Source organism: Pseudomonas sp. BJa5, assembly GCF_030272875.2.
Classification (GTDB): Bacteria; Pseudomonadota; Gammaproteobacteria; order Pseudomonadales; family Pseudomonadaceae; genus Aquipseudomonas.
The window spans coordinates 25265-43574 of sequence record NZ_JALRNG020000009.1 but is presented as its reverse complement, the minus strand read 5'-3'; the positions used below and the strand labels follow the sequence as shown (position 1 = coordinate 43574).

The 18310-nt window shown below is 63.7% G+C and carries 14 protein-coding genes; 8 read left to right on the top strand and 6 right to left on the bottom strand.

The genetic code is table 11. The features are described 5' to 3' along the window. Positions 1–730 precede the first annotated feature (730 nt). The 5 genes from M2D63_RS07420 to M2D63_RS07400 are packed head-to-tail and all read left to right on the top strand — an operon-like array spanning position 731 to position 5996. Positions 731–1876, top strand: coding sequence for an AI-2E family transporter (locus M2D63_RS07420; protein ID WP_285862193.1), 1146 nt, complete (start codon positions 731–733; stop codon positions 1874–1876). A gap of 14 nt (positions 1877–1890) precedes the next feature. Continuing rightward, positions 1891–3399, top strand: coding sequence for an efflux transporter outer membrane subunit (locus M2D63_RS07415; RefSeq protein ID WP_285862192.1), 1509 nt, complete (start codon positions 1891–1893; stop codon positions 3397–3399). Beyond that, positions 3396–4517 carry an HlyD family secretion protein gene (locus M2D63_RS07410; protein WP_285862191.1) on the top strand — a complete coding sequence of 374 codons (1122 nt, stop codon included), beginning with the start codon at positions 3396–3398 and terminating at the stop codon, positions 4515–4517. The genes M2D63_RS07415 and M2D63_RS07410 overlap by 4 nt, the downstream gene beginning before the upstream one ends. Next, the gene (locus tag M2D63_RS07405) at positions 4507–5559 is read left to right on the top strand and encodes a DUF2955 domain-containing protein (protein WP_285862190.1); all 1053 of its coding nucleotides are present in this window, start codon (positions 4507–4509) and stop codon (positions 5557–5559) included. Before M2D63_RS07410 ends, M2D63_RS07405 begins: the two co-directional genes overlap by 11 nt. Further along, positions 5553–5996 carry a potassium channel family protein gene (locus M2D63_RS07400; protein ID WP_285862189.1) on the top strand — a complete coding sequence of 148 codons (444 nt, stop codon included), beginning with the start codon at positions 5553–5555 and terminating at the stop codon, positions 5994–5996. Before M2D63_RS07405 ends, M2D63_RS07400 begins: the two co-directional genes overlap by 7 nt. A gap of 47 nt (positions 5997–6043) precedes the next feature. On the opposite strand, the gene M2D63_RS07395 is transcribed toward M2D63_RS07400, so the two are convergent. Beyond that, on the bottom strand, positions 6044–6958 hold the full coding sequence (locus tag M2D63_RS07395) for a LysR family transcriptional regulator (RefSeq protein ID WP_285862188.1): 915 nt from the start codon (positions 6956–6958) through the stop codon (positions 6044–6046). A 116-nt stretch (positions 6959–7074) separates the two neighbouring features. Between M2D63_RS07395 and M2D63_RS07390 the strand changes: the two genes are divergently transcribed. Continuing rightward, positions 7075–8268: a serine hydrolase domain-containing protein gene (locus M2D63_RS07390; RefSeq protein ID WP_405309343.1), complete on the top strand. Its 1194-nt coding sequence runs from the start codon at positions 7075–7077 to the stop codon at positions 8266–8268. Then, positions 8265–9437: an MFS transporter gene (locus M2D63_RS07385; protein WP_285862187.1), complete on the top strand. Its 1173-nt coding sequence runs from the start codon at positions 8265–8267 to the stop codon at positions 9435–9437. Before M2D63_RS07390 ends, M2D63_RS07385 begins: the two co-directional genes overlap by 4 nt. Positions 9438–9544: 107 nt before the next feature. Here M2D63_RS07385 and M2D63_RS07380 read toward each other — a convergent pair whose 3' ends face one another. Then, positions 9545–10336, bottom strand: a complete 792-nt coding sequence (locus M2D63_RS07380; protein ID WP_285862186.1) for a cysteine hydrolase — start codon at positions 10334–10336, stop codon at positions 9545–9547. A 151-nt stretch (positions 10337–10487) separates the two neighbouring features. Between M2D63_RS07380 and M2D63_RS07375 the strand changes: the two genes are divergently transcribed. Further along, a complete protein-coding gene (locus tag M2D63_RS07375; protein ID WP_285862185.1) occupies positions 10488–11441 on the top strand; it encodes a GlxA family transcriptional regulator in 954 nt (317 codons plus the stop codon). Between the two features lie 291 nt (positions 11442–11732). On the opposite strand, the gene M2D63_RS07370 is transcribed toward M2D63_RS07375, so the two are convergent. The 4 genes from M2D63_RS07370 to M2D63_RS07355 all read right to left on the bottom strand — a co-directional run bounded on the left by M2D63_RS07370 (position 11733) and on the right by M2D63_RS07355 (position 18309). Next, a complete protein-coding gene (locus M2D63_RS07370) occupies positions 11733–12314 on the bottom strand; it encodes a flavin reductase family protein (RefSeq protein WP_285862184.1) in 582 nt (193 codons plus the stop codon). A 79-nt stretch (positions 12315–12393) separates the two neighbouring features. Continuing rightward, complete coding sequence (locus tag M2D63_RS07365) at positions 12394–14037, bottom strand: fatty acid--CoA ligase (protein ID WP_285862183.1); 1644 nt, start codon at positions 14035–14037, stop codon at positions 12394–12396. Between the two features lie 11 nt (positions 14038–14048). Continuing rightward, the gene (locus tag M2D63_RS07360) at positions 14049–15821 is read right to left on the bottom strand and encodes an acyl-CoA dehydrogenase C-terminal domain-containing protein (RefSeq protein ID WP_285862182.1); all 1773 of its coding nucleotides are present in this window, start codon (positions 15819–15821) and stop codon (positions 14049–14051) included. After that, the gene (locus M2D63_RS07355) at positions 15814–18309 is read right to left on the bottom strand and encodes an RND family transporter (protein WP_285862181.1); all 2496 of its coding nucleotides are present in this window, start codon (positions 18307–18309) and stop codon (positions 15814–15816) included. Before M2D63_RS07355 ends, M2D63_RS07360 begins: the two co-directional genes overlap by 8 nt. Position 18310 lies beyond the last annotated feature (1 nt).

The following is an 18310-nucleotide window of genomic DNA, read 5'->3' as shown; positions in this document are numbered from 1 at the left end:
ACCCATCACCACAACCTGCGCTCTTCGCAGCAATCTCACCAGGATTCGCTTCGGTACATTGCCCAGCGTCAGATTCGTTCCAGCAGACGCCAACCGTTGAGTTGATGAACACACGGTGGAATCTCTCGAGCATCGTCATGATGAATGACCCGTTGGCCGCGCCAGATTTCAACCATAAGCCATTTCACGATGCTCAGGCTTACCGTTGGCGCTGACCTGCAGTTGTTGTCGAAGTACCGGTAAGGCCTTGGCCTCAAGATTCACGAATTTTTCCATCTATGTAGCTTCCTACGGCGTCGGTCTATCCGTGTCGCCTTGGGCTGGGCGATCTACGGGGAATCTCGCAGGTTCAGGCATTTAGCGCGTGATGCACGATTTCAGGTGTCTGGCCTACAGGATCGTTCATTGGCAGCAATTCTTGGGACCATGGGCGCTTGACCTTGATAATTCGGCCTCAGAATCAACGCGGATCTGAGTGGCGACACATTGTTCAGAAAAGAAGGACGCATGCCCTGACCTTTCTGGTACTTTATATTGATAACCGAAAGATATAACTCAACTAAATAGTCATTTAGTTGAGTTATAATGTCAGCGATGGCTACGCAACCAGAATTTGCCAGCCCTACTCCTCTCACGCCGTTGAGCCCGCGCCTTGGAACGCCCGGCAATTCAACGTCTATGCTGCCTAAGCGTATCCCGATCCTGGTGACGAGTCGCGAGGTGCTAGACAATGTTGCGCACGAACATTTCCGCAAGAGCACTGTCCGGTGGGTTGCTCGATGTTTTGATTCGCGCCGGACTGATCACGGTACTGGTGCTGTTCTGCTTCCAGATCTTTCATCCCTTCCTCAATCTGATGCTCTGGGCCGTGATCCTGGCCATTACCCTGTACCCGCTGCACAACATGCTCAAGGGCAAGCTGGGTAACAAGGACGGTCGCACCGCTACCCTGATCGTGGTAGTCGCCCTGGCCTTGCTGATGGTGCCGATCTACCTGTTGGGTACGTCGATCAGTGATTCGATCGAGGCGACCCTGACCATGCTCAAGTCAGACAGCCTGGAAATTCCGCTGCCGAACGAGAAAATCGCCACCCTGCCGCTCATTGGCAAACCGCTCTACACCTTCTGGGTGCAGTCGGCCACCGACATGAGCAGCGTGCTGATGAAGCTGATGCCTTACATCAAGTCGGTCGGCTTGACCTTGCTGGGCAAGATGGCCGGTGTTGGTGTGGGCTTTCTGTTGTTCATCGGTGCCCTGATCATTGCCGGTGTGCTCATGGCCTACGGCGAAAATGGCCAACGCAGCGCCATCGCCATCGCTACCCGCCTCTCCGGCCCCGAACGTGGCCCGCGCATTGTCGAACTGAGCACCGCGACCATCCGCGCGGTCGCCCAGGGCGTGGTGGGCATCGCCTTTATCCAGATGCTGCTGGTGGGTGTCGGTTTCGTGGTCATGGGGGTGCCCGGTGCCGGGCTGCTGGCCATGGTCGCGTTGTTGATGGGGATCATGCAGTTGCCGGTGATTCTCGTCAGTTTGCCGGTAATCGCCTATGTCTTTGCCACTGAAGGCGCCACGCTTGGCACTATCGTGTTCGCCATCTACAGCCTGATTGCCGGCATGGCCGACAACATCCTCAAGCCATTGATGCTGGGCCGCGGCGTCGATGTGCCGATGCCGGTGATCCTGATAGGCGCCCTGGGCGGGATGGTCAGTGGCGGATTCATCGGCCTGTTCATCGGGCCGGTGGCACTGGCGGTTGCCTATCAATTGTTCTGGCAATGGGTCGAGGACCAGCCGCACATCGACGTGCTGGATGAACTACCGCGCGATGAGCAACCGCGACTTGACGCGACCAACGAGCCGCCACCGGTCTGAGGAGAATGCGCTTGATGTCGTGTCCTGCGCGCATGAGCCGGCTGCTGCTGTGCGGCGCCCTGGGCCTGGGCGGCTGTGTGCGCCTGGGCCCGGACTTCCAGTCGCCGACCCAGCCTTGGGTCGAGCACTGGAACTCCCCTGCCCTGGAGCTTGCCAGCCAGCAACGTACGCAACCCGATAGCCGCCAGTGGTGGCACGTATTTACCGACCCGGTACTCGACCAACTGATCGCCGAGGCCGATGCCCACAACGCCGACCTGGAAATCGCCGGCCTGCGGGTGATGGAAGCCCGCGCACAACTGGGCATTGCGTTAAGCAACCGCTACCCGCAATTCCAACAGATCAGTGCCGACAGCGTCTACCTCAAGCGTCGCCAATGGGGCGGCGACAATCCGCAGGACAGCCACCTGTGGCAACACAGCGCCGGCTTCGACATCGGCTGGGAGCTGGATTTCTGGGGCCGGTTCAGCCGCGCCATCGAGTCGGCCGATGCGGCCTGGTTCGCAGCCCAGAGCAACTATGAAAACGTGCTGGTGCTGCTGCACGCCCAGGTGGCGCAAACCTACTACGCGCTGCGTACCGCCGAGGCGCGCCTGCTCATCGCCAGGAACAACGCCAAACTGCAGAAGCGCAGCTATGAGATCACCGAGCGCCTGTTCTTGAGCGGTAATAGTGCCGAACTCGATCTGCAACAGGCCAAGACCCAGTACCTGGCAACCTTGAGCACCATCCCCGATCTGGAGGCGCAGGTGGCAAGCACACGCAATGCGTTGTCCACCTTGATCGGTCGTCCGCCCGGCGCGATGCCAGAACTGCAGACCAACACGGGGATGGTGCCTTTGGTCGACCGTGCCGTGCTGCAGGGGGTACCGGCCGACCTGCTGTTACGCCGTCCGGATGTACGGACTGCAGAAGCTCAAGTCGCGGCCCAGTCGGCGCTGATCGGTGTCGCCGAGGCCGACCTTTACCCTTCCATCAGCCTGTTGGGCAGCATCGTCTGGTCCGCGAGCTCCCTGGACGGCACCTCCAACACCCTGGACCTGATCGGTGGGCCCAGCCTGCGCTGGGATGTGTTCGACCATGGCCGCATCACCAACAATGTGCGCATCCAGGACGCCCGCCTGCAGCAATTGATCGTCGTCTACCAGGACAGCGTTCGCCAGGCGGCGCGTGAGGCCGACGATGCGGCGACCGGCCTGCTCAAGGCCCTGGAGCGCGACCGTATCCTCAGCGAATCGTCGATTGCCGCCGAACGCTCCCTGTCCCTGGCCAATGCCCAGTACCGTGAAGGCTATTCGGATTTCCAGCGGGTACTCGATGCCCAGGCGGCCCTGTTCGCCCAGCAGGATAACTACCTGGTCAATCGCAACACCGCCGTCAACAGCCTGATCGCCCTGTACAAGGCCCTCGGCGGCGGTTGGTACAGCGACCGGCCGCTGCTCGATCCGGCCACCCGCCAACAGATGCAGCAACGCACCGACTGGGGCGACCTGCTCGATGAAGCGAAGGAAGGTGTCAATTGAGTGACCGCCAACAAGAGACGGAAGAAACCACGCCCTCGCCTGCGGCCGACCCGACAAAAAAAGCGGTGAATTGGATTGCCGTGCTGATCCTCCTGAGCCTGGTCTGGTACCTGCTGGCCGACCGTTTTACCCCCTACACGCAACAGGCACGGGTGCAAACGTTCGTCGTTCCGGTGGCAGCGGAGGTCGCCGGCAGGGTCACCAAAGTCAACGTGCGCAACAACCAGGACGTCAAGGCCGGCGAAGTGTTGTTCGAAGTGAACCCGCAGCAATACCAGATCGCTGTCGACCGCGCGCGTGCCGACTTGCAGACCACCCGCAAACAGATCGGCGCCAATACTGCGGGTATCGACTCCAAGGTGGCATCGCTGAAAGCGGCCCAGGCCAACGAAGTCATGTCCCGGCAGGACCTCCAGCGCCTGGAGCGCCTGTACAAGGAAGACCCCGGGACCATCTCCCTGCGTCGGCTGGAGGTTTCCCGCGCCACCCTCGATGCGGCCGTCGCCAACGTCGCCGCGGCGCGGGCTGAAGTAGAACGCGCCCGCGAAACCCAAGGTGGCAGCGACGAGAAAAATGCCCAGTTGCTCGCCGCCATCGCCAATCTGGACAAGGCCGAACTGGACCTGGCCAACAGCATGGTACGGGCCCGCTCGGCCGGCCTGGTCACCGACCTGCGCACCGATGTCGGCCAGTTCGCCAGCGCCGGTGCGCCGTTGATGACCTTGATCGCCATCCACGATGTATGGGTCACGGCCGACATGACGGAGAACAACCTGGGCAAGGTCAGGCCCGGGACGCCAGTGCGCATCGTGCTCGATAGCCTTCCCGGCAGGATATTCGAAGGCCAGGTGCGCAGTATCGGCTATGGCGTCAGTACCGGTCAGAGCACGCCAGCCGGGACCCTGCCCACGGTGCAGAACAGCCGTGACTGGCTGCGCCCGGCCCAGCGCTTTCCGGTGATCATCGAGCTTGCGCCCGGCCAGTTGACCGACGATATCAGTAGCATTCGTGTCGGTGGCCAGGCCGAGGTCATGGCGTTCCCCAGCGAAGGCAACCCGCTGAACCTGCTTGGCCGGCTGTTCCTGCGCGTGATGAGCTGGATGTCGTATGTCTACTGAGCAGCAACTCCGTGCCAGGCGCGCCCTGCGCCTGGCCACTGGCACCGCGCTGTGCCTGGCCGCAAGCTTCGGCCTGGCCCTGCCGATCCCCTTCCTGGCACCGATGCTGGCGCTGACGATGCTGGCGGCGATGAATCGACCACTGCCATTCAAGGCCAGCCTGGGCCTGGCTGTCATGCTGATGGTGACCACCAGCAGCGGCCTGCTGCTCATTCCGCTGTTGCACTACTACGCGGCAACCGGCGTGATGCTGGTCGGGCTGTGCCTGTTTCTGGTCTTTCGCTACGGCATGAGTGGCGGCAACGCGCTGGTCGCCACCTTCATGGTGATCGGCTTGACGATGATCAGTGCGGCCGGCGCTACCGAATTCGACCTGGCATTGCAGGTCATCGTTTCGCTGGTCAAGGGCTTGCTCCTGGCCCTCACGGTGGTATCGATCAGCCACTGGCTGTTCCCTGATCCGATCGGCACCCAGCCACCCGCCCCCTCACCTGCCCTGCCAGCTGATGAAATCAGCTGGCTGGCAGTGCGCGCAGCACTGGTGGTGATGCCCGCCTTCCTGTTGGCGCTGATCGATCCGGCCAGCTACATGCCGATCGTCATGAAGTCGGTCAACCTCGGCCAGCAGAGCACCGCCACCAATGCGCGTACCGCCGGCCGGGAACTGCTCGGCTCGACCCTGCTGGGCGGCCTGATGGCGATACTCTTCTGGTTCGCCCTGGGCCTGTTCGTCAACCTGTGGATGTTCTTCCTGTGGATGCTGCTGTTCGGGCTGCTGCTGGCCCGCAAGCTCTACGGGCTGAGCCCGGGTAACTACAAGCCGGGCTTCTGGCTCAACAGCCTGACGACCATGATCATTCTGCTCGGCCAGTCGGTGCAGGACAGCGCCGCCGGCAAGGATGTCTACACCGCCTTCGCCATCCGCATGGGGCTGTTCATTCTGGTCACCCTGTATGCCTGTGCGATGGTCTATCTGCTCGACAAGCGCCGGCAACGTCGAAATATGTCCAACCCAACCGCTCAAGAGAGTCAGCCATGCTGATCAATTTTCTGGTAGGCCTACCGGTGATCGTGCTTTGCGTAATCTTGCAGGCGTTGTTCCTGGCCCTGTGTGCGCAACGCTATGTGGTGCTGCGACGCAAGACGAGCGCTCGCCCCTCCTGGCGTGATGACGTGCGCTTGCTGTCGATGGTGATGGTGGTGATGCTCATCGGCAACTATGTGCAAATGGCCCTGTGGGCCGTGCTGTTCCTGCTGCTGGGTGAATTCGAGGACTTCACCACCGCGCTGTACTTTTCCGGCGTGACCTTCGCCACCCTGGGCTACGGCGATGTGGTGCTGAGCGATCAATGGCGCCTGCTCAGTCCCCTGGAGGCGGCCAATGGCATTCTCATGTTCGGCGTCTCCACTGCAATCATGACCGCTGCCGTCATGGACACCATCAAGCTGCACGCCTCTGGCAGACACGAAAAGCGCTAACGGCAAGCGCTCGATAAACACGTACCAGGCCGGCAGCTTCGCGCTTGTTACCCGGACACTGACGCGCTGCTCTTCGGCGCTGGGAATACCCGTGCGCACAGGAAGTCCACCAGCGCCCGGACCTTCGGTGACGGGTGCTTGCTCGCCGACCACAGCACATGGAAGACGCCGCTGCGCTGTACATGGTCGGCCAGGATTGGCCGCAGTCGACCGTCGGCCAGCGCCTCGCGGATGGAGAAGTCCGGCAGGTAGGCGATCCCCAGCCCCTGCAGGGCGAAGCACACGCGCGTCTCGATGTTGTTGCAGACCATTGAGGTGGGCAGTTGCAACTCGGGCTCTCCAGCGGCTTGTCGCAGTGCCCATGGCTCCAGTTTTCCGCTGTTGGGGAAGCGGTAGTGCAGGCACACATGCTGCAACAGATCGGCCGGCAACTGGGGGGTCCCACGCTGCGCAAGGTAGTCTGGCGAGGCCACCAGCATCGAACGGAAGTTCCCCAATCGGCGTGCGGTGAGGCGGGAGTCGGCGGGTTCACCGGTACGCACCACGACGTCGAAGCCGTCCTCGATCACATCAACCACTTGATCGGTGAAGTCCAGGTCCAACTCGATCGCGGGGTGCTCGCGCATGAACTCGCCGAGCACAGGCAACACCAAGGAGCTGACCAACGGCAGGCTTACCCGCAAGCGTCCGCGCGGTGCGCCACTGGCCTGTGACAGCTCCAGTTCCGCCGCTTCGATCTCGGCCAGGATGCGCCGGCTGCGCTCCAGGAACAATGAACCCTCCGCCGTCAGCGTGACACTGCGTGTGCTGCGGTAGAACAGGCGCACGCCCAACTTCTCTTCCAGTCGCGCCACGCGCTTGCCAACGGCGGAGGCCGACACGCCCAGCAGTCGGCCAGCGCCCACGAAGCTGCGCGTTTCGGCGACTTGCACGAACACGACAAAGCCATTCAGGCTGTCCATACCCTACCTCAATTGCGGACATGTAAGTCCGTACAGCGCGGTAATCTAGCCTACTTTTTCTTTAATGGCAGGTTTTCTAAGGTCACGGCTTGGCCCATTCAATCAAGGACAATCCCGTGACGAAGCCCTTCCCTCCCCTGCACCAAGGTGTTCCACCTGCCTACTTGTCCTCCCCTATTCAGCACGTCGTTCAGCAGGCGCTGGATGAACGGCGGCTGGTCGGTGCCGTCGTGCTGGTGGCACGTGATGGTGAACTGATCCACCAGCAAGCGGCAGGCTTTGCCGACCGCGACAGCGCGCGGCCGATGGCCCTGGAGACAGTCTTTCGGCTGGCCTCGGTGAGCAAGGTCATCGTTTCGACGACGGCGCTGGTACTGGTGGCGCAAGGCCGCTTCGACCTGGATGAGGACATCGGCCGCTGGCTGCCCGAGTTCCGCCCCCGGCTGGCAAACGGCAAGCCGGCGCGCATCACCGCGCGACAGCTACTCAGTCATACGGCCGGACTGGGCTATCGCTTTTTCGAAGCCGATGCGAACGGTCCCTACGCACGAGCGGGTGTCTCGGACGGTATGGATGCTGCCAGCATCAGCCTGGCCGAGAACCTGCGCTGCATTGCCAGTGTGCCACTGCTGTATGCGCCGGGTACCTCCTGGTGCTATTCGCTGGCGACCGATGTGCTGGGGGCATTGATCGAGCGCATTCAGGGCGTCACATTGAACGAGGCCGTGCGCCAGTGCGTGACCGGTCCACTGGGCATGGCGGATACGGGTTTCGTCGTACACAATCCCCAGCGTGTGGCCACCGCCTATGTAAACGACTTGCCGCAGCCGCGTCGGCTGGATGAGGGAGAAACGGTATCGCCCTTCGAGGGCGCGGTCGGTATCGCCTACAGCCCGGCCCGTATTTTCGATGCACAGGCCTTTGCTTCGGGCGGCGCGGGCATGGCGGGCACGGCGGGGGACTTCCTGCGCTTGCTGGAAGCCCTGCGTCAGGGCGCGAGCACGCTGCTTCCTGACGAGCTGATAGCGCAGATGGGACGGGACCAGACCGGGGGGCTCGAACTGCCCAATGCGCCGGGCTTCGGTTTCGGCCTCGGTTTTTCGGTCCTGCGCGATCCACGGCTCGCGTTATCGCCGGAGTCGGTCGGCACCTGGCGATGGGGTGGTGCCTACGGTCATGCCTGGTTTGTGGACCGGGCGCAGGGCCTTAGCGTGGTCGCTTTCACCAATACGTTGTACGAGGGCATGTCCGGCCGGTTCGTCACCGATCTGCGCGATGCGGTCTACGGTGCCTTGGAGGCTGCGCGATGATCGCCGTGCATCAGCAACGCATGCCCATCGCGTCGCTGCTGGCGTTGGCTACAGCAGCGTTTATCACCATCCTGACCGAAGCGCTGCCGGCTGGCCTGCTGCCGCAGATGGCGCAAGGCCTGGCGGTTTCCGAAGCATGGGTCGGGCAGACCGTCACGGCCTATGCCATGGGCTCGCTGGTCGCGGCCATCCCGTTGACCTGCGCGACACAGGGCCTGCGCCGTCGTCCCCTGCTGCTGATGGCCATTGCGGGCTTTGTCATTGCCAACACAGTCACGACGCTATCCGGTAGCTATACCCTGACGATAGTAGCGCGCTTCCTGGCGGGCGTGTCGGCCGGCCTGCTGTGGGCGCTGTTGGCGGGGTATGCGGCGCGCATGGTACCTGAGCACCAGAAGGGCCGGGCCATCGCCATCGCTATGGTGGGAACGCCATTGGCGCTGTCGCTCGGCGTACCGGCTGGCACCTTCCTCGGCAACCTGGTGGGCTGGCGGATGTGCTTCGGCATCATGAGCGGGCTGGCGCTGCTGCTCATGGTGTGGGTGCGCGTCAAGGTGCCGGACTTCGCCGGCCAAAAAGCAGGCAAGCGGCTGTCGCTGGGGCAGGTGTTCACAGTGGCCGGTGTACGTCCGGTACTGTTCGTGGTGCTGGCCTTTGTGCTGGCGCACAACATCCTCTACACCTACATCGCGCCGTTCCTCGCGATGGTGGGCATGGCTGAAAGGACCGACCTGGTGCTGCTGGTGTTCGGTGTCACGTCCCTGTTGGGAATCTGGATCATCGGCATGCTGATCGACCGCCATCTGCGCGCGCTGACGCTCGCCAGCACGGTCTTGTTCGGCCTGTCCGCGTTGGCACTCGGTGTGGCCGGCGATGCGCCTGCCGTGGTGTATGCGGCGGTGATCGCCTGGGGCCTGGCCTTCGGCGGTGCCGCGACGCTGTTTCAGACGGCCATCGCCAGGACGGCCGGGGACGCCGCCGACATGGCGCAGTCGATGCTGGTCACGGCCTGGAACCTGGCAATCGCGGGTGGCGGTATTGTCGGCGGCGCCCTGCTGGATCGCCTCGGCGTCGGGGCGTTCTCTCCGGCACTGCTGGTGCTGCTGGTCGCAACGTTTGCGGCGGTGTGGGGCGCAAGGCACCACGGTTTCCCCGCGGTGGGAAGGTAGTAGGTGATGAATCCTCGGTATCGGCCCTGCACCTTCATGCGCACTGCCAATCCGTGATCAACACTGGCGCAGCGGACGTCCCTGTCCGCTGGCAAACCTGGCAGTGTTCAGCGACCTTCCAGTTTGCCCACTACCTGCTCGGTGGTCATCAAGCCATTGGCGATATAGCGGAAGTTGACCAGTGCACTCCCGTATCCATCGCCCTCCGCAAGCTTTGGCCCGGCAATGGCATCACGGACCACGACCACTTCGAAGCCACGCTCGAGGAACTCGCGAAGGTGCGACTCCACGCACAGGTTCGAGGCCATGCCGGCCAGGACGATCTTGTCGACCCGCTGCTTGCGCAGTTGCAGCATGATGTCGTTGCTCTGCGGGCCATAGAGCTTGTGCGGCGAGGCCACGAGGGTCTTGCCGTCTTCGATGTACGCCTTGAACTGCGGCATGAAGTCGGCGCCCGAGTTACGGAACCCGTCGAGGGTCAGGGCACCCTTGCGGTCGAACATGCCGAGCTTGTGCTGGACCGTCTCTGCCGGTGCCTCGTACTGCCATTTATGGTCATGGGGATAGTAGTAGTGCGGCGAAATGGCGACGGTCGTGCCGGACTGTTTGAAGGCTTTGAACAAGCGCTCCAGGTTGGCCACCAGGTGCTGTTCGGTGACGCTCTCACCGAACACCGGCCACCCTGCCCCTTCCGGGCTCATGAAGTCGATCTGCGGATCGATCACCACCAGCGCGGTGCGGCTTGAGTCCCATTGGAAGGTCGAGGCCGGAAGTGCAGGCTTGACCGGGTCGGTGTAGGGATTCTCGGCGGCAAAGCCTATGCCGGGTGCTATCAGCAGGCTTGCAAGCAAGGTGGTGCAGGCGATCATGCGCTGGCGGGTTGAGGTGCTACGGGTCATTTGCATGTCCTCTGGGGTGGGGGTGTGCTCAAGGTACGGCACCCGGGCACCGGCAAAAGGACGTTTGTCCCTGGATTTCGGCCGTTCGTTGACCTTGCGGCCGGCAGCTGCGATTAATGAGGCGTCTGCCAGGTCCTCTGGGGTTGAGGCCATGTCCCGTCACGTTTGCTTTCTGGTCTACCCGGACTTCGTCCTGCTGGACTTGAGTGGCCCGCTCGAAGCCTTTGCCAACGCCAATCGTGCGCAGGCTTCAAGCTATCGCTTCACCGTCGCCTCGCTTGCCGGCGGCTTGATTCGCACCTCTGGCGGGCTGTCGGTAGAGACCCAGGCTTTGCCGTTGGCTGCAGCGATCGACACCCTGATCATCGTCGGCGCGCCGGCGGTGCCGGTGGGTGACTGGCTGCTGCCGATCGCCGATGTCATCCAGCGCATCGCCACGCGTGCACGGCGCACGGCCAGTGTCTGCACCGGCGCCTTCGTGCTGGCCGAGACCGGCCTGCTCGATGGGCGTGTCGCCACCACCCACTGGAACTACGCGCCACACTTGCAGGCGCGCTACCCTGCCCTGCGCGTCGATGGCGACAGGATCTGGACCGAAGACGGCAATGTCTGGACCTCGGCAGGCATGTCGGCGGGCATCGACATGGCCCTGGCCATGATCGAGCAAGACCTGGGCAAGGAGGTGGTGCGAGCGGTAGCGCGCATGCTGGTGGTCTACTACCGGCGCCCCGGCGGTCAGTACCAGTTCTCGTCGCTGCTGGAGCTGGATCCGGGCTCGGACCGCATCCGTACGGTGCTCAGTTATGCACGGGATCACCTGCGCGACGACCTGTCCGTCGAGCGTCTGGCCGACGTCGCCCATATGAGCGTGCGCCAGTTTGCCCGTGTGTTCGCGGCATCGGTCGGGGTGACCCCGGCCAAGGCGGTCGAGCGTCTGCGCATCGAAGCCGCGAGGCCCTTGGTCGAGGATGGGCAGCAGAAGTTCGAGGCGATCGCCAGGCAGTGTGGTTTTGGCGATGCCGACCACATGCTGCGCTGCTTTGTGCGGGTCATCGGCAGCACGCCACTGGAGTTGCGTCGCCAGGCAAAAGCGCAAAGACCGTAGCTGGTGTACCGGTTTGCGACTGCTGCGCAGTCGATCGCAGGCTTCGCCAGCTCCTACAGTGATTGCGGGGGCTCTGCGGGTTATCCGTGGGAGCTGCCGCCAGGCTGCGATCGACCGTGAAACGGCCGCAAAGCCAGACGGCCTCAGTCTGTCTGGCACAACGAAGTGGCTGGGCTGCGACTGCTGCGCAGTCGATCGCAGGCTCCCACAAAGAGAGTTGCTCCTACAGGGGATGGTACTTGTTGCCGCCCAGTGCCGGCGTTTCCGCTTCCAACAGGCAATCAAGATAGGCTATTCATCGACCTTTGCCTTGACTACCTCGCCAATGGCATAGAAATGCCCGCCGGCAATGTAATGCAGGCTGCGCAAGGCCGGGTCAGCCTGTTCGAAATGCCAGTGGCCGTCCTTGAATACCCGGTTGTCTGCCCAGGCTTCGATGACTTCGCCGATGAACAGGTCGTAGCTCTGCTGGTTATGCGGCTCGGGAACCAGCCGGCACAGCAGCCAGGCGGCGCAACCTTCGACAAAGGGCTGTTCATGGCCGGGCATGCGCATCAGCTCGACGCCGGCGCGCTGGAGTTTGTCGGGCGTATCGGCAAGGCTGCGGGTACCGACATCATGGGTCAGTTGCACTTGCGCGGCGGTTGGCACCTGGATCACGAACAGGCCGCTGGCTTCCACCAGGGCGCGGGTCTGGGTGGCCTTGTCCAGCACCACGGTCAGCTTGGGTGGCATGAAGTCCAGCGCACAGGCCCAGGCGGCCGCCATCACGTTGTCGACGCCGTCGTGACAGGCCGATACCAGTACGGTAGGTCCGTGGTTGAGCAAACGGTAGGCCTTGGCCAGGTCGACCGGGGCGATAAAGCGGTTCATCGAGCACCTTCTTGCCGGTGGGAGGTACTCGATTGGAAGCGGCGGGACGGGCCAGGGTCACACCCGCCCCGCCCTGCCCTTACTGCCCGGCAGTTTCCCGGATCAACTTCTTGTTGATCTTGCCGACGCTGGTCTTGGGGATCTCGCTGACAAAACGCACATGCCGCGGGATGGCCCACTTGCTCAGGCGCCCGCTGTCGACGAACTGCTGCAGGTGCTGCGCCAGCGCCGGCTGGTCCAGGTAGCTGCCGGCGGCGCAGACCACCAGCGCCATGGGCTGCTCGCCCCAGCGCGGGTCGGGAATGCCGACCACGGCCACCGATTCGACACCGGCATGCTGGCTGATCAGGCTCTCCAGCTCCACCGAGCTGATCCATTCGCCGCCGGTCTTGATCACGTCCTTGATCCGGTCTCGGATCTGCACCACACCGCTGGGGGTGATGCAGGCCATGTCGCCGGTGTGCAGCCAGCCGCCGGCCCAGAGCGCGGCGCCCTGCTCCGGCTCCTTCAGGTAACCCTGGGTCAGCCAGGGCGCGCGCACGACGATTTCGCCCAGGCTTTCGCCATCGTGGGCAACGTCGGCGCCCTGCTCGTCGACGATACGCAGGTCCACCAGCGGAATCGGCACGCCGGCGTTGATCCGCAGCGACAGCTGCTGGGCCATGGGCAGGGTCAGTTCCTCGGCACTGAGGTGGGTGAGGCTCAGCAGCGGGCAGGTCTCGGACATGCCGTAGCCACAGAACACCCGCACGCCGCGGGCGCTGGCCTTGCTGGCCAGGCCCTGGGTCAGGGCGCTGCCGCCCAGGAGCATTTTCCAGCCGCCCATGTCGGTGCGCTGGCCTTCGTCGCATTCGAGCATCATCTGCAACAGGGTCGGCACGCAGTGGGAGAAGGTCACCTGCTCCTCGCGGAACAGGCGCACCAGCTGGTTGGGCTCGTAACGGCCGGGATAGACCTGCTTGATGCCCAGCGCCGTGGCGACATAGGGCACGCCCCAGGCATGCACATGGAACATCGGCGTGATCGGCATGTAGACGTCGTCGCTACGCAGCAAGGGTTCGCCGCCACAGGCGGAGAAGGTGCCCAGCTCGTTGAGGGTGTGCAGCACCAGTTGGCGATGGGTGAAGTACACGCCCTTGGGGTTGCCGGTGGTGCCGGTGGTGTAGAACAGGGTCGCTACCGAGTTTTCATCGAAATCAGGGAAGTCGAACTGCGTGTCGGCAGCGGCCAGCAAGGCTTCGTACTCGCCGGCAAGCTCAAGGCTGGTAGTGCAGTTGTCATGCTCGCCCAGGCGGATGAAGCGCTGAACGGTCGGCAGCTGGTCCTTGAGCTGCTCCATCAGCGGCAGGAAGTCGTCGTGCACCAGCACCACCCGGTCTTCGGCATGGTCCATGGTGTAGCGCACCTGCTCGGTGGACAGGCGCACGTTGACGGTGTGCAGCACGGCGCCAATCATCGGCACGGCAAAGAAGCACTCAAGGCCGCGATGGCTGTCCCAGTCGAGCAAGGCCACGGTATCACCGGGCTTCACCCCGGCCTGGACCAGCACATTGGCCAGGCGCTGGATACGTTCGAGCAGGGTTTCGTAGCTGTAGCGCATCTTGTCGGCGTAGACGATTTCCTGGCCGGGCTGGTAGCGCACGCCCGACAGCAGCAGGCGTTTGATCAGCAGCGGGTAGCTGTAGGCCCCGGGCGCCGGGGTAATGACACGGGTGTTGGTCATGTGGGGGTCCTTCACAGTTGTTCGGCGTCGAGCAGGTAGAGGCTTTCGCTACCGGCCTTGACACTGGCGCTCAGGGAGTGGATGCGCGGCAGCAGACGGGCGAAGAAGAAGCGCGCGGTGCCCAGCTTGCTGGCGTAGAACTCACCCTCCTTGTCCAGGGCGACATCGGCCATCTGCGCCCACAGGTAGGCGTACAGGGTGTAACCGAACACATGCAGGTATTCCACCGAGGCCGCACCGATTTCCCGCGGGTTGCCCTGGGCACGGTCGAGTACCCAGGCGGTCAGTTCGTCCAGGTTGCTCAGCGCGGCCAGCAGCGGCGCACTGAATTCTGCGCGGTTCGGCGCCAGCGACTGGGCGTAGGCGTTGATCTGCGCAGACAGCGCGGCATAGGCGCGCCCCCCATCGGCCACCAGCTTGCGACCGACCAGGTCCAGGGCCTGGATGCCGTTGGTGCCCTCGTAGATCTGGGTGATGCGGCAATCGCGAATCAGCTGCTCCTGGCCCCATTCGCGGATGTAGCCATGACCGCCGAACACCTGCTGACCGTGTACGGTGGTCTCCAGGCCCATGTCGGTCAGGAACGCCTTGGCCACCGGGGTCAGCAAGGCCACTTGTGCTTCGGCCTGTTTGCGTGCCTCGGCGTCTTCGCTGTACTTGGCCAGGTCCAGTTGCTGGGCAACGAAGGTGGAAAACGCACGTCCGCCTTCATTCAGGGCCTTCATGGTCAGCAGCATGCGGCGCACGTCCGGGTGGGCGACGATCGGGTCGGCGGCAAGCTGGGCAGCCACCGGACCAGTCGGAGCGCGGCTCTGCAAGCGCTCACGGGCGTACTCGATGGCGTTCTGGTAGGAACGCTCACCCAGTGCCAGGCCCTGGATGCCGACACCCAGGCGCTCGTAGTTCATCATGGTGAACATGGCGTTCAGGCCCTTGTTCAGCTCACCCACCAGGTAGCCGACGGCGCCATCGAAGTTCATCACGCAGGTGGCCGAAGCCTTGATGCCCATCTTGTGCTCGATCGAGCCGCAACTCACGGCGTTGCTCTCACCCAACGCGCCGTTGTCATCGACCATCACCTTGGGCACCAGGAACAGCGAGATCCCCTTGGCGCCGGCCGGGGCGTCGGGCAGCTTGGCCAGCACCAGGTGGATGATGTTCTCGGTCAGGTCCTGCTCACCGCCGGTGATGAAGATCTTCGTGCCGCTGACCCGGTAGCTGCCGTCGGCCTGGGGTTCGGCCTTGGTGCGGATCAGGCCCAGGTCGGTGCCGGCATGGGGTTCGGTCAGGCACATCGAGCCGGTCCAGCGGCCTTCGTACATGGGCGGCAGGTAACGGGCCTTGAGTTCCTCGCTGGCATGGTTGAGCAGCGACAGGCAGGCGCCGGCGGTCAGCATCGGGTACAGGCCGAAGGACAGGTTGGCGGCGTTGAGCATTTCCTCGACCTGGGCGCCAATCACCTTGGGCATGCCCATGCCGCCGAATTCCGGGGCACCGGCAACGCCGACCCAGCCGTCCTCGGCGTAGGTGCGGTAGGCCTGGGGGAAGCCGTCCGGGGTGATCACCCGGCCCTGCTCCCAGCGGCAGCCCTGCTCGTCGCCGCTGCGGTTCAACGGCGCGACCACCTGGGCGATCACCTTGCCGGCCTGTTCGAGTACCGCCCTGGCGGTATCGGCGTCGATCTGTTCGGCCAAGGCCGGCATGCCTGCCCACTGGGCGGGAATGTCGAACACTTCGTTGAACAGGAAATCCATGTCACGCAGGGGTGGAAGGTAATCAGACATGATGCGAATACTCGACTTCTTGGGTTTTGTTTTGCAGTCCGTCGGCAGGGACGGAGCTGGTGTCAGGCTCGGCAGCCTTGCTGCCGGGCAGGAGGAAGTGCGACAGGGCCGGAATCAGGATCAGCGCGCCGAGCATGTTCCACAGGAACATGAAGGTCAGCAGGATGCCCATGTCGGCCTGGAACTTGATCGGTGACCAGGCCCAGCCCACCACGCCGGCTGCCAGGGTGATGCCGACCAGGCCGACCACCCGGCCGGTGAAGGCCACGGCGTTTTCGTAAGCCTGGGACAGCGACATGCCCTTGCGCTGGTAATGCAGTTGCACGCTCAGCAGGTACAGCGCGTAGTCCACGCCGATACCCACGCCCAGGGCGATCACCGGCAAGGTGGCGACCTTGACGCCGATGCCCATCGCCACCATCAGCGCCTCGCAGAGGATCGAGGTGAGCATCAGCGGCAGCACCGCCACCAGGGTGGCGCGCCAGCTGCGGAAGGTGATCAGGCAGAACAGCGTGACCGCCAGGTACACCAGCAACAGCATGGTGCGGTTGGCCTCGCGGACCACGATATTGGTCGCCGCTTCGATCCCGGCGCTGCCGGCCGCCAGCAGGAACTGGTGCTCGTCATTGCTGTTGGCCTTGGCGAAGCGTTCGGCGATGGCCACCACCTGGTCGAGGGTATCGGCCTTGTGGTCCTTGAGGTAGGCGATCACCGGCATCAGCGAGCAGTCGTTGTTGAACAGCTCCGGCGCGTTGACCGAGGCTTGCTGGGCGGCGTAGTTGAGCACGTCCTGGTTGCGCTGGATGCTGTTGAGCTTGGGGTTGCCCTCGTAGGTGCCGGCGGTGATCTGGCGCACCGCGTTGGTCAGCGACAAGGTGGTCTGCACCCCCGGATACTGTTGCAGCTGCCAGGCCAGGCGGTCGGCGAGCACCAGGGTCTGATAGCGCAGGCAGCCTTCCGGCGCGGTCTTGATCATCACCGCGAAGGTGTCGCTGGACAGCGCGTAGTGGCCGGTGATGTAGGCGTTGTCGCGGTTGTAGCGCGAGTCGGCGTGCAGCTCCGGCGCACCGCTGTCGAGGTCGCCGATCTTCAGTTGCAGGCTGACCCAGAAGCCGCCGGCGCCCATCAGTGCAGCCACCAGTACCGCCGCCGTGGCCCATTTGCGCTCGGTGAAGCGGTCGAGCAGGTCCCAGAGCTTGCCGAAGCCGCGATGGTCGGCCGCCCGCGAGTCGATGCGCAAGGCGCGCTCGGCAGCCTTGCGACCGACGCCGACGTACGACAGCGCCACCGGCATCAGCAACAGCGAGGTGAAGATCAGTACGGCCACGCCGATGCTGGCGGTGATGGCCAGGTCCTTGATCACCGGGATGTCGATCAGCATCAGTACGGCAAAGCCCACGGCATCGGCCAGCAAGGCCGTGACCCCGGCCACGAACAGGCGGCGGAAGGTATAGCGGGCGGCGATCTGGCGATGAGTGCCGCGACCGATGTCCTGCATGATGCCGTTCATCTTCTGCGCGGCATGGGACACGCCGATGGCGAATATCAGGAACGGCACCAGGATCGAGTAAGGATCGATGGCATAGCCCAGCCAGGCGACAATGCCCAGCTGCCACACCACGGCCGTCAACGAACACACCACCACCAGCAAGGTGCTGCGCACGCAGCGGGTGTAGAGGTAGATGATCACCAGGGTGGTGGCCACCGCCAGGGCGAAGAACAGCATCACCTGGATCAGCCCGTCGATCAGGTCGCCCATCAGCTTGGCGAAGCCGATCACATGGATCTTGTAGGCGCCCTGCCCGCCGTTCTCGGTACCGACGGCTTCGTACTTGCTGCGCAGTTGCTCAAGCTTGGCCGAAAACGCCTGGTAGTCGATACCGCGACCGGTGGCCGAGTCCTGGTCCAGCAGCGGCACGATCAGCATGCTCGACTTGAAGTCGCGGGCCACCAGGCTGCCGACGATATTGGCCCGCTCGATGTTCAGGCGCAGCTGCTCGATATCGGCGGCTGCCCCCTGATAGCTGTCGGGCATCACCGGCCCGCCCTGGAAGCCCTCTTCAGTGACTTCGGTCCAGCGTACCGCCGGGCTCCACAACGACTTCATCCAGGCCCGGTCGACGCCCTGGCTGAGGAACAGCTCGTCGTTGATCTGGCGCAGGGTCTGCAGGTAGGCCGGGTCGAAGATATCGCCCCGGGTGTTCTCCACCACCACCCGTAGCGAGTTGCCCAGGCCGCGCAGCGACTGGCGGTTGTCCAGGTAGTTCTGGATGTAGGGATGACTCTGGGGAATCATCTTCTCGAAGCTTGGGCGCAACTCAAGGCGGGTTACAGCCATGTAGCCCAGCACCAGCGTCGCCAGCAGCATGGCGAGCATGAACGGCAGCCGATGGTTGAAAACCAGGCGTTCCAGCCAGTTGCCCGAACGCGTGTCGAATTCGCCCAGGGTGCGGATCACCGGCAGGGTGTCTTGTTGGATGTTGGCCATC